A 13,304-nucleotide genomic window follows, 5' to 3' on the forward strand; every position below is an offset into this window, starting at 1 on the left:
TCTCTTAATAAAATAGCTGATGATTCTGCATAAAAATAACGACTACAACACTTAAAGCAATAAAAAAGGTGACTCTTTACAGCATCACCTCTAATTCAAAATAGAAGTATAGTTTTAAACCAAGATCAATCACTTAATCTATTCGTACTAAACAACTCATTTGTAAGTCACTTATTTCTTAAATGGAAAAGCATATTTTACAATACGTTTAAGCACACTGCCGTACTGTTTAACCAAACTTGCATTGTTGTAGTTCAAGCCATATTTTTCACACACAGCTTGTACTTTTGGAGCCATTTTACGATAGCGACGTGCAGGAATATCTGGATATAAATGGTGTTCAATTTGATGGCTTAAATGTCCTGTCAAAATGTGGAATGCTTCAGAACCTGTAAGATTCGATGAACCACGAATTTGACGCATATACCAGTGACCACGGCTTTCGTTTTGCATCACAGACTTTGGAAATACTTCCACATCCTTCGTAAAGTGACCGCAGAAAATAATGCTGAATGTCCAAATATTACGAATACCATTCGCAACCAAGTTCCCTGTAAACACTGGTAAAGCCGAAGGGCCTGCAATCAATGGAAAGAACACATAATCTTTAAACAATTGTTTTCCAATTTTTTTCTGCATAGGTTGCCATTCTTTTTTGGCTTGGGCTTTGCTTTTACGGCCATTCAAAATTTTACCAATTTCTAAATTCTGAATGGCAACACCCCATTGGAACAGTAAGCAGAAAGGAATACTGTATAAAGGTTGCAATAAATAGCCTGATCTCCAGCGCTGTTCTGGGAACAAACGCACCAAACCATAGCCAATATCATCATCCATACCTTTAATATTGGTATAAGTATGGTGTTTAAAGTTATGGGTTTGACGCCAGTTGTCTGAAGTACCTACCGTATCCCATTCATAACTTGCACCATTGAATTTAGGATCATTCATCCAGTCATACTGACCATGCATGACATTATGACCTAATTCCATGTTTTCCATAATTTTGGCAAAGCCTAACAAGCCTGTACCCAAAACCCATGCTGGCGGGAACCATCCTGCGAACAATAAGGCACGACCTGCCATTGAGCTATAACGAATGGTTGAATAAACACGGCGGATGTATTTAGCATCTTTTTCGCCAATATCATCCAAAACTTCTTGTTTAATGGCGTCTAATTCACGTGCAAGCTCATCTAATTCAAATTGAGTGAGTTCACGGTTTTTAGGATTGCGGAAATATTCTATTTTTACTGGCATATTCATAATCGGAACTCGCTTATAAATCAATAATTAAATCGGTTTGTGCTGAATTGACGCAGATTTTCAATTGGTTATTCGGTTCGCTATTTTGAACACCATCGACCAAGTTTTTAGTTGAACCTTCAGCCTTGTTGCATACGCATTTATGGCAAATTCCCATACGACAGCCGTATTTAGGTTTAATATTTTGCTGTTCCAGACTTTCTAAAATGGACTTGCCTTTTGGAATAGTGACAATCTTTTTCGATTGGGTCAGTGTAACTTGTACCAAACCAACATCGTCACTTAATACAGGCGTCATGCTAAAAGCTTCTGTTTTCAGCAAGGCAGCCTGTGCAAATAATTGTTCAACTTGCGTGGTAAAACCCGATGGGCCACATGCAAACACTGCACTTTGCTCAATTTGTGCTAAGTCTTGTAAATGTTCTGCATTTAAACGGCTGTGCGCCAAACTCGGCTCTTGGGTATAAAGCACTTGAAATTTAAAGTTTGGATATTGCTGTGCCCAAGCTTCAAATTGCGCTTTAAATGCTGCATCTGCAAAGGTTTTTACCCAATACATTAAAGTCACTGTAGTGCTACTAAGACGACCAGATTTTGCCATGTCTTGTACCAGACTATACATCGGTGTGATACCGCTACCTGCTGCCAATAGAATTAAAGGCTGGGCTTGTGCAGGCAATTGCATATCACCATAAGGCGCACCAAACTCTAAAGTATCGCCAACTTTGGCTTGCTCAACCAGCCATGTGCTGACTTTGCCCTGATCAACTTTTTTCACTGTCAACAAAACGTGTTGTGCATCAAGCTGAGTCAAACTATAGGTTCGCTCATAGCGTACGCCCTGAATTGTCACATAAACAGGATGATGCTGCCCTGCTGCACCAACTTGGAGTTTTTTATTGAATTGCAAAGTGAAACTCACCACACCTTGTGCGGCAATATCTTTTTTCACAATTTTGCCGAGTGACTGATTCACCGACCATAATGGATTAATTTTTTGCAACCAGAAATTTGCTGCATAAGGATCTAGTACTGCAGTTGCAATACTGGTTAAGGGAGATTTTCTTTTTTCAGTTAGCTGCATGATTCAGCACCACCCGATGAAATTTTAATTATTATACACATGTATATATATTTGTATATACACCTGTATTGTTTCTAATCATTTCACAAGTACTGGCGCAACCGCTATAATGCCTCTAAGCTTATAAATTATTGAAAATATGACTCAGCCTGCCATGAAAACAAACCATGATGTGACTTTTCCAGAATCTGAAACGGTTCATGAGCCTCTTGTCGTGCGTACGGTTGGGCGTAAAGCTACCATTACCAAACAAGAATTATTTCAGGCAGCATTAAATTTAATTGGCCCACAAAAAAGTATCGCATCTTTAAGTTTACGTGAAGTTGCACGTGAAGCAGGCATCGCACCAAACAGTTTTTATCGTCATTTTAAAGATATTGATGAACTCGCGATTGAACTGATTGATCGTGCAGGTGTGGTGTTGCGTCAAATTCTGCATGAAGCACGTTTAAAAGCATCTAAACAAAACAGTATTATTCGCAGCTCGGTTGAAGTATTTATTGAACAATTAGATACCGATGAAGGCAATTTAAGTCTGCTATTACGTGAAGGTTATACGGGTTCAACTTCATATAAACTTGCGGTTGAACGTCAGCTGAATTATTTTCAGCAAGAATTACAAGATGATTTAATTCGTTTAGAACGTTTAAATAACAGCAAGTTAGCGCATCCCGATATTGTCGCAAAAGCCATTACACAACTGGTATTTAATATGGGTGCCAAAGTCATTGATATGCCTGCGACTGAACGTAAAGAAACCGCTGAACAAACCATGACCATGATTCGTATGATTTTAGAAGGTGCACGTCATTTGGATGATGCCAAAATTCGTTAACATAACACAGGATAAATCGGACGATTTTCCTGAATCAGGTCACGCGCGTTTGAGCATTTAATTGCTAGACTTTGCTATTAAGCGTGTTGTTTTTGAATTAATTTCTGCACATATGTTGCTGTGGTTTCAGGATTTTCCAAAGGAAACATGTGTCCTCCCTCGACCACACTAAACTCAATTCCATAAGTTTTTTGCATGCCTTGTGGTAAACCTTGCAAATAAAATGGGCTATGCCTTGCTGTAATTAAATGCACAGGTACATCTGGGGCTTTGCGTGGTGTGCGCCACCACCATGCAGGTACGGTTCTAAAAATTTCAGCTTCTACCCGTTTTGGAATTGTTAAAGTCACACCACCTCTTTGTGCATCGACTTGTATGCCGCTGGCAAAATAATCTTCAAAACATTGTGCATCAAATTTTTTAAATAAACGGTTATGCCGCAAAGCTTGATAGGCTTCTGCATGGCTAGCCCAATGATCTCGACGCTTCATGGTCACGGCGGCAGGTGTGAGTTGATCTACATATTTCAGTTTAAATTTTTGTAAAATTTCAAATAATGCCGACTTCGATCCAATCACAAAAGGTGGATCCATAATAATCAATTGAGAAAATAAATCTGGACGCTGATAGGCACACATCAGGGTTAATAATGAACCAAAAGAATGCCCTAAACCAATCACTTGTTGCTTTGGAAACTGCTGCTCAATGTCCTGAATCACTTGATGAATCAAATAGGTCCACTTATAGGTCACAGGAAATTCTGCTTGCATACCAATCAGTGGAATTGCCTTTAAATGATAATCTGCTTCAAAACATTGAAAAAACTTTTGATAACTGGCAGAAGGAATACCATTGGCATGGGTAAAATGAATTGCAGCTTTAGTCATTTAAAATACGCTTAAAAGAAGAATATCGGGTCTGTGACTTGATCTATGCGTACGCGCTTACAGATTCAACACTTGGCACATCAATCATAGATAAAAGATCAACAGCCCTTAAACTACGCATACCACTAAGTTTTGCAAATGACCAGAATGCTGAAAAAGATGAATTATGAGTCATTTTAATGACACATAAGCACTGGTTGCTGCTTTGTTTAAGTCTGTGATGTGAAAAATCTCGCACAACATTTTTATTGCGATATTAAAAAAGCACCCGCTAAACTGCTCCGTAAAAATAAGGCGCAATGCCCAACTTAAAACGCGCAATTTAGAAGATGCCAAATATTTCAAAAAGTGATTGATTAAAACCGACTCAATACAAATACACCGTCTAGACACCTGTATTGAATGCACTCTTTATGGCTTAACCACCACCATCACCTGAATGGCTTCAGGCGTAACCGACAGACCATCTAACAAACTCAAACCTTCTTTTTGCAATTTCTGTAAACGTGTAATTTCATCTTCACGAATACTTGGGTTAAATTGCTTCAAATAGCTTAAACGGTCAATTTCATATTGCCATTTTTTGCTATATACATCTTTAGCTTGTTGCTTAAATTCAGGCAATGCAGCTTTAGCCAACTCCAAAGCCTGTGTATAACGCGCTTCAATCGCGTCACGGCGTGCTTTCACCACTTGACGACAACTGTTGCCATCTAAATGATGTAAATAAGGTTTTAAAATTTCAGGGGCAATTTTTTGCGATAAATCCTGCCCTTTTTCGCTCAATAAGACACGAATGAGTTGCTGTGGCAAGCTTGATGGCAAATTCAGCGCTTTCGGTGCAATGACATCCACTTTGAACCAGACTTCGAGCAACACAGAACCTTGTGGCAAAGCGGCAGATTTTAATACCGCAACGTTGGTGCTACCAAAACCTTGTGTATTGATCATTTCCATCACGCTTTCTGTGAATGGATGCTCTAGGGTCAAATACTGTGCATCTTCACGAATTTGCGCCTGATCCCGATAGAACGTCGCGGTCATGCCTTCTTCGTCTAAGGTCAAACCTTGCACTTGCATTTGATCAGTTGGTTTAATAATCACCGTGCCATTGCTTTGTTCATCGAAGTCAATATTGGTCGATGCCATAAAGCGCTTCATAAACATAGGCAACGTGGTATTGTCGTCGTAATCTTCTAAAGCTTGTACAATTTCCTGCGCCACCACAGGACGGCAAGAGTTGTATTCCAACAAACGATCTCGACCCGCTTGAAGTTCTGCTTCCAAAGCTTCACGCTGCACACTGACTGCTTCCAGTAAATCTTCAAACTGTTGTCCTAAATCTGCAAGTAAGCAGTGTTTTAAATCGACAATAAAGTTTTCCTGCAAGGTTTGTGCAGTGGGTGAAATATTGCTGAAAATATTGAGTGCTTCGTTATACCAACGGAACATACGCTCTTGCGCAGTCCCCACCAAATACGGCACATGAATTTGAATACGGTTTTCTTGACCAATACGGTCTAAACGACCGATACGTTGTTCTAACACGTCAGGATTGGCAGGTAAGTCAAACAAAATCAGGTCTGAAGCAAACTGGAAATTACGTCCTTCAGAACCAATTTCTGAACACAATAAAATTTGTGCGCCATAAGAATCTTCTGCGAAATATGCTGCCGCTTGGTCACGTTCCAACAAGCTCATGCCTTCATGGAACATTGCAGTACGAATACCTGCATGTAGGCGCAGCGCATTTTCAAGGGCTTCTACCACAGGGCCGCTACGCGCAATTAAAAGCACTTTTTTGTGTTTTAAATCGCTACGTAAACGCTCCATTAACCACATTACGCGCGGGTCAGTTTCCATCCAACCGCCATCAAGCTGCGCTTCTTCTGGCCACATTTGTTCACGCAGCTTACCATCTTTAGACCAGTTTTCTGGTGCAGGTAACGGCGCAGGCTGACAATCACGACCTGGGAAACCTTGAATTGCTTCACGGGTATTACGGAACAAAATACGCCCTGTACCATGACGGTCTAATAATTCGTGGATGGCACGGAAACGCTGCTCTGGGTTATCTTCAATGCGATGTCCCAACAAGCCTTCCAGTGCAACCAAATGGCTTTCTTCCAATGCGGCATCTGACATTAAGACTTCGGCAATTTTTGCCGTATGTTGATATTGCGCTTCTTCATCCAAGAAACGGTCTAGTGAACTAAAACGCTGCGGATCGAGTAAACGTAAACGCGCAAAATGGCTTTCTACACCCAGTTGCTCAGGCGTTGCTGTAAGCAATAACACCCCTGCGGTTTGTTCGGCTAATTCTTCGACCAGATCATAACGGTCATTACCACCTTCTTCTTCGCTCCACATTAAGTGATGCGCTTCATCGACCACCAGCAAATCAAAACCTGCTTCTAGGGCTTGTTCGCGTAAGTCATCGTGGTCAATCATTAAATCGACTGAAGCAATGATGCATTGTTCGGTCAAGAATGGATTCAGGTCAGGATCGTGTTCTTTAATAGATGCCGTACGGGTTAAATCAAACAAAGAGAATTGCAGATTGAAACGGCGACGCATTTCAATCATCCACTGATATTGCAGCGAATCAGGTACCAAAATCAGGATACGTTCCGCACGTCCTGTTTTGAGTTGCTGATGGATGATCAAACCTGCTTCAATGGTTTTACCTAAACCAACTTCATCTGCCAATAAGACACGTGGCGCAAAACGCTTACCGACTTCATGTGCAATATAAAGTTGATGTGGAATCAAACCTACACGCGAACCCACCAAGCCGCGCAGTGGGCTACTTTGCATATTGGCTTGCATCAACAAGGCTTCAATACGCAAGTCGTACCATTCTTTATAGTCAATTTGGCTAGCAAGCAAGCGGTCTAATGGTTTTGAAAGTTGGATACTTGCACCAATACGGGTTTCATTCAGTGATTTCTTTTCTTCACTGCCATCTTGCAAACGACGCACTACGTTATAACGCAATACGCCATGACGGTCTTCGACCGATTCAACCGTCCACACATTGCCTTCTTGGTCTTGAACTTCATCATTTACATTAAAAATGATACGCGATAAAGGTGCGTTATTGCGTGCATAGACACGGGTTTCATCACTTTTAGGGAATAAAATGCTGACCGATCGCTCATCTACATCAATCAGAACACCAAGTCCTAATTCCGTTTCTGTGTCTGATAACCAACGTTGACCAATAGCAAACTGCTGCAATTTTTCCACCTTTATTTAGAAGTTAGGACGTATAAATTTTTGCGCAAAACCAGCTGAGTATTTGAGCAAAAATTCAGGGCGTATAGCAATATATTTTGACATAAAGCGCACTAAAAAGAGAGACTAAAGCACAGGCTTTGCGTAATCTTTTTCGCTTAAAATGGGACTGGGCAAGTAAACTGTACACGTTGCTCAGTTTGTGGATGCAGAAAACTTAATTCTGCTGCATGTAAACACAAACGAGGCATGAGTTGTTGCTGTTCGGGCGTGGCATACAAAGTATCACCAATAATTGGATGACCTAAATATTGCATGTGTACTCGCAGTTGATGCGAACGACCTGTAATCGGCGTCAGTTGCACACGAGTCACAATTTGCCCCTGCAATTCAAATTGCTCCAATGCACGCCAATGCGTTAACGCAGGTTTGTTATGGGTTGCATCGGCAATGTGTAATGGAGGATGTGCAGGATCATAGACCACAGGCACATCTACAGTGCCTTCACCTTGCAGTTGCCCTGCCACCAATGCCTGATAGGTTTTATCGGTTTGGCGTTCTTGAAACTGACGCGAAATTTGTTTTTGCGCCCATTTCGTGAGTGCAAATACCAAAATACCCGAAGTATCACGATCTAAGCGATGAATCAGCAAAGTGCGCGGCTCAATTTTAACTAGACGACTCATCACACAATCTTGCAAATCTGCTGTTTTACCTGGAACGGTGAGTATGCCAGCGGGTTTATGTATCACCATAAACTCATCGTCACGATGAATCAGGTGTTCGCTTAGAAAATTACTCAATTTCAATTCCAGGCCGATCGTGAAAACAAGGCGGCAATAATAAAAAGCCTGACACAGAATTACAATGCAAAATACATCAATTCCCGATGAATTTTCCGATTTACATTCCTTAATCAGACAATCTGCTGAATTTTAAATCAGCCTGCTTTTAGAAATGTGGGTTTTATAGCATGCAGGAGGCTTTGTTGCATAAATATTTTTTAAGATACTGTTTTAAAGGTTTTTAAAATTTGGATAGAAAAATACAATGAAATCATAGTGCAAGATAGTTGCACAACAAAGCCGTTCTGAAGCTATATCTTTGATGGCGGGAGCAAATGAAGTAATAGGATTCATATTTAGTTTGACCAGGCTATTTTAGTGTTTAACAAGACGCTGATCTAAGCCTTTGATATTAAATTGAAGAGTATGTCTTCAATTTAACCTAAAGCATAGATATTTTGGAGATATCTATGCCTTTTAGGACAGTGTTAAGCAGAGGTCAAATTACGCCTTCATTTCCGCAAATGTTTCTTTTGCAGCTTGAATGGTATAAGCAATATCTTCATCACTATGCGCAGATGAAATAAAGCCTGCTTCAAAAGCAGATGGTGCCAAGTTCACTCCACGTTGCAACATCCCGTGGAAGAATTTACGGAAAGCATCGACATCGCATTTCAGCATAGAATCAAAACTGGTGATGTCATCTTGATCAGTAAAGTACAAACCAAACATCGCACCAACTTGTTGTGTCTTGAATGGGATACCTGCTTCATCTGCTGCTGCTTGCAAGCCTGCCAACAATTTTTCCAATTGCGCAGTTAAGTTTTCATAAAAACCTTCGGCACGTAAATGTTTAAACATTTCAATGCCCGCACGCATCGCCAACGGGTTACCAGACAAAGTACCTGCTTGATACACTTTACCTAATGGTGCAATACACTCCATGATTTCGCGTTTACCACCAAATGCGCCTACTGGTAAGCCTGCACCAATAATTTTACCAAGCGTGGTTAGGTCTGGTTTAACATTATAATGTGCTTGAGCACCGCCCAAGCCAACACGGAAACCAGTCATCACTTCATCAATAATAAAGACTGAGCCGTGTTCATCGCAGACATCACGAATTGCTTGCAGGAAACCATCAATTGGTTTAACCAAGTTCATGTTGCCCGCAACTGGCTCAACAATCACCCCTGCAATTTCAGCACCAAACTTTGTAAAACATTCTTTTAAGGTGGCGATATCGTTATACGGTAAAGTCAGCGTATGTTTAGCAAAATCGGCAGGAACACCCGCAGAAGTCGCTTCACCTTCACCACTGGTTAAAAGTCCAGAGCCTGCTTTGACCAACAGCGAATCTGAGTGTCCATGATAGCAACCTTCAAATTTGACGATTTTGTCACGACCTGTATAACCACGCGCCAAACGAATTGCGGTCATGGTGGCTTCTGTACCTGAGTTGGTCATGCGAACCAACTCAATTGAAGGCATAATTTCGCAAATAATATCGGCCAAAGTCGTTTCATGCACCGTTGGCGCACCAAAACTCAAACCATCTTCAGCTGCAGCTTGCACCGCCTGAATAATAGCAGGATGGGCATGACCTAAAATCATTGGTCCCCAAGAACCTACATAGTCGACATAGCGTTTGCCATCGACATCGTACAAATAAGCACCTTTGGCTTTTTCAATAAATACAGGGGTTCCGCCTACCCCGTTAAATGCGCGTACAGGTGAATTGACACCACCTGGAATATGCTTATTGGCTTGTTTAAACAATTGTTCTTGCTTTGAAGATAAGCTCATGGAGGCACTCAACTCAAAAAATAAAATAAAAAATTAGCTGTCTGCTTTAAGTGTCTGCTTTGAAAAGTGCAGACCAATCATAAACACGCTGTGCAACAGTATGCATCGGACGTCTTAATATATCACTAATCACTGCACATAAATCTGCACCTGCTTCAATGACAGGCTGACTGTTTTCAACAGTTAAACCACCAATCGCGCAAATTGGCACATTGAGTTGTTGCTTCGCCAGTGTGAGCGTGTCTAATGTAAGTGTACTTGCCTCAGGTTTAGTTTCAGTTGCATAGACTGCACCAAAAGCAACGTAGTTTGCACCATCGGCAATGGCTTGCTCTGCCAATTCAATCGAGTTATTACAACTGCGACCAATCAATACATCTTGTGGTAAACGTGCAACCGCTTCAACAATAGAGCCATCTTCTTGACCCAAATGTACGCCAACACCATATTTCACTGCAGTTTCAAGATCATCATTAATCACAAATGGCACTTTGTATTGATCACACATCGATTTCATATATTCAATTTCGTATGCCTGCTGAGCTTGAGGCACATTTTTACGGCGATATTGCAACACCGCGACTTCATAAGTTGCCATCGCCCCTTCTAATTTTGCCAAAAGCAGTTCGATAGGATCATCATTGGTAATCAAATATAAACCGCGCATAATCTCAGCCACAAATAATACAAGGTCTGTATTATTACACATTCAGGTGGCATGTGTCAGAACCTCAGGCTCAACAAGTTTTTTTATATAGGCTCTATAAGCTTCTATTTTGTTTGGGTTTTATTGAGTCAAAAACTTAAAAATACCAAATTCTAGTGATAGCGCTAAAAGATAGATTTAGCTTAAATTGAACTGCGCAAAACAAGAACTGCAACCAGTTCAATAAGATATGGATTTTAAAATCCATACGGGTGACTACAGCGAATAACGACATATTTAGGTCGCCCATTTAGACACATGATCATTTGTGCCAGAGCGCATGTGGGGATGCGACAAATGATCATGTGTCTATATTTTTTTCATACTTCTCTCTCAGTAATCTACTTGCTTTATATCCTTTCTTAAAGATGAATGACTTCTGATTTAACACCATTCTGAATATAGGGTCTGTTGACACTTCGTCTATGTTTGCGACGTGAGAGATATATCTCGCAAGGTTTTTTAGCTGATATAAGGCATGAGGCAGGAAATTTAGTCATTCTAAATGACTGACTCATAACGCAATAGCAGCAAAAAATATGCTCGTCCTGAAAGGCTGTGGCTAAAACTTTCTCAGATTGCGTTATGAAACTTGGCAATAGTCTCGCTATTCCCTGCGTTTCATGCCTGATCTGCTCAGTTTTAGCCTACAGCGCAAGCCATTTATGAAATGTCAACAGACCCTAAATGCAGTCACATACATTTGTCACTTTATATAACTATAATCGTTCTATACATAAAACACACTGTCGTATGTTTTGTAATGTTTATGCTGAATAAAAAGCTTAATATCGCTGTATCAATTAATTTATACAAAATTCTGCAGAGGAATTAAAAATGTCATTTTTAAATCAATTAGAAAAACGCCGTTCAATCTATGCACTTGGTAAAAATGTTTCTGTAGATCAGGCAACTATTGAAAGTACAATCAAACAAGCAGTTCGTTTAAGCCCATCTGCATTTAACTCGCAAACTTCACGTGTTGTGACTTTATACGGTGCATCGCATACACAATTTTGGAACATCGTTTTAGAAACTTTACATAAAATGGTTCCTGCAGAAGCATTTGCAAACACTGAAGCAAAAATTAATAGCTTTATTGCAGGTTTTGGTACAGCTTTATTTTTTGAAGATCAAGATGTTGTAAAAGGTCTACAAGAGCAATTCCCGCTATATGCAGACAACTTCCCAGTATGGTCAGAACATTCGACAGGGATTGCACAATTCGCAGCGTGGACAGCTTTATCTGAAATCAATGTGGGTGCATCATTACAGCACTACAATCCAATCGTAGATGAAGAAGTTGCGCAAACTTATGACATTCCTGCAAACTGGAAACTACGTGCACAATTAGTGTTTGGTTCAATTGAAGCACCTGCTGGTGAAAAAACATTTATGGATGATGCAGCACGTTTCAAAAGCTTTAACTAAGCTCTAGCAACACATACTGCACAGACAAAAAAGTAGGATGATGATTCATCCTACTTTTTTGTTTCTGGGGGTAGTGATGTGCCTTACAACTTACTTATTCATGTGCAAATGCCTAAACCCATGAATTGTCATAAAACTGTCATTTATACATTGCATAGTGCAATCAAACTTTAATAAACGATATAGAGTGAAATATGGCATTTAAATTAGGTATAGCAAGTATTGCATTGATGGCTTGTAGTTCAGCATTTTCAGCAGTAACTATTGCAGTACCTGAAGAAATTAAGTTGCTCGCTGTAAATGATCAACAAATTCGTTCAGGTTTATTCAGTTCTGCACAGCAAGTGAAAGTCAATGCGGGTGAAAATGTCATTAACTTGCGTTATCAACAATATTTTGAACATCATAATGGTGCGCACGATATTTTAAAATCAGACGTCATTACACTCAAAACCCCAATTCTTCAAGATGGCGAAAACTATCGACTCGCTTTGGTAAATCCACCTAAAGACTTCGATGCTGCAAAAGAATTCAAAGATCAACCAAGCGTTGGTTTATATAATCAAAAGAATCAGTTGCTGGTACAACAAACAGGTGCTAAAGCAAACTCAACTGGTTGGTTAGGTGGTAGTTGGCTTAATAAAACTGTAGATACCACTCAAAATAGTGCTGCGGTCAATCAGCCAGCAGCAGTTTATACCGCGGCAGCAGTGTTGCCATCTGAGAAAACCACCTCAGTAACATTGCCTACAGCAAAACAAACACAAGGCAAAGAGCAACAATTGATTCAATTGTGGCAACAAGCCACTAAAGCAGAGCGACAAAAATTCATGTCATGGCTTGCAGAACAAGCCAATTAATGTTGATTTGCAACCAGCTCCATTGAGCTGGTTGTTTTTTGTTATCGCCTTAAAAGGATTTATTTAAAAACCAATCCAGTAACGTGCGAAAAAAAGACAAATTATAAGAAAAGTGTGATAAAAATATGAAATGCGTCTAAAATTTGGGCGGATGGTACTTTTTTTGAAAAAAAACTAAAAAATATATTGCGTCTATTCAAAAACTGTATAGAATACGCAACACACCAACGCAGTGTTGATTGAATTGGTGCTGTTATTGACGAAATAACAGGAAATCATTAAGAGATTATGAAGAACAACTTGTGTGGATTTTTACTGATTGATTGATCGAACATATTTCATTGATTGATTGGTTTAAATTACTCGAAGTTTATTTGAGCGAAATTTAAGTCAGAAAATTGATGAGC

10 protein-coding genes are annotated in these 13,304 nt (G+C 40.0%); 3 read left to right on the forward strand and 7 right to left on the reverse strand.

Translation table 11 applies throughout. The features are described 5' to 3' along the window. Positions 1-171 precede the first annotated feature (171 nt). On the reverse strand, positions 172-1,266 hold the full coding sequence (locus tag CF596_RS00910; protein WP_096900933.1) for an acyl-CoA desaturase: 1,095 nt from the start codon (positions 1,264-1,266) through the stop codon (positions 172-174). A 13-nt stretch (positions 1,267-1,279) separates the two neighbouring features. Further along, positions 1,280-2,350: a ferredoxin reductase gene (locus tag CF596_RS00915; protein ID WP_096900934.1), complete on the reverse strand. Its 1,071-nt coding sequence runs from the start codon at positions 2,348-2,350 to the stop codon at positions 1,280-1,282. A 154-nt stretch (positions 2,351-2,504) separates the two neighbouring features. On the opposite strand from CF596_RS00915, the gene fabR reads away from it, so the two are divergent. After that, complete coding sequence (gene fabR / locus CF596_RS00920; protein WP_026438369.1) at positions 2,505-3,185, forward strand: HTH-type transcriptional repressor FabR; 681 nt, start codon at positions 2,505-2,507, stop codon at positions 3,183-3,185. A 77-nt stretch (positions 3,186-3,262) separates the two neighbouring features. Here the strand turns inward: fabR and CF596_RS00925 are convergent, their stop codons facing one another. The 5 genes from CF596_RS00925 to thiE form a co-directional block, all read right to left on the reverse strand. Next, a complete protein-coding gene (locus tag CF596_RS00925) occupies positions 3,263-4,072 on the reverse strand; it encodes an alpha/beta hydrolase (protein ID WP_096900935.1) in 810 nt (269 codons plus the stop codon). 411 nt (positions 4,073-4,483) lie between these two features. Next, positions 4,484-7,321: an RNA polymerase-associated protein RapA gene (gene rapA / locus CF596_RS00930; protein WP_096900936.1), complete on the reverse strand. Its 2,838-nt coding sequence runs from the start codon at positions 7,319-7,321 to the stop codon at positions 4,484-4,486. A gap of 146 nt (positions 7,322-7,467) precedes the next feature. Then, entirely contained in the window at positions 7,468-8,112 is a 645-nt protein-coding gene (locus CF596_RS00935; protein WP_004973024.1) for an RluA family pseudouridine synthase, read from the reverse strand. A 486-nt stretch (positions 8,113-8,598) separates the two neighbouring features. Then, complete coding sequence (hemL, locus tag CF596_RS00940) at positions 8,599-9,900, reverse strand: glutamate-1-semialdehyde 2,1-aminomutase (protein WP_096900937.1); 1,302 nt, start codon at positions 9,898-9,900, stop codon at positions 8,599-8,601. A 46-nt stretch (positions 9,901-9,946) separates the two neighbouring features. After that, a complete protein-coding gene (thiE, locus tag CF596_RS00945) occupies positions 9,947-10,567 on the reverse strand; it encodes a thiamine phosphate synthase (protein ID WP_096900945.1) in 621 nt (206 codons plus the stop codon). Between the two features lie 876 nt (positions 10,568-11,443). On the opposite strand from thiE, the gene CF596_RS00950 reads away from it, so the two are divergent. Both CF596_RS00950 and CF596_RS00955 read left to right on the forward strand, forming a co-directional pair. Next, positions 11,444-12,037: a nitroreductase family protein gene (locus CF596_RS00950; protein WP_004976581.1), complete on the forward strand. Its 594-nt coding sequence runs from the start codon at positions 11,444-11,446 to the stop codon at positions 12,035-12,037. Between the two features lie 194 nt (positions 12,038-12,231). Then, on the forward strand, positions 12,232-12,897 hold the full coding sequence (locus tag CF596_RS00955) for a DUF2057 domain-containing protein (RefSeq protein ID WP_096900938.1): 666 nt from the start codon (positions 12,232-12,234) through the stop codon (positions 12,895-12,897). Positions 12,898-13,304: the final 407 nt, after the last annotated feature.

The organism is Acinetobacter sp. YT-02 (genome assembly GCF_002412355.1).
GTDB classification, from domain to species: Bacteria; Pseudomonadota; Gammaproteobacteria; order Pseudomonadales; family Moraxellaceae; genus Acinetobacter; species Acinetobacter towneri.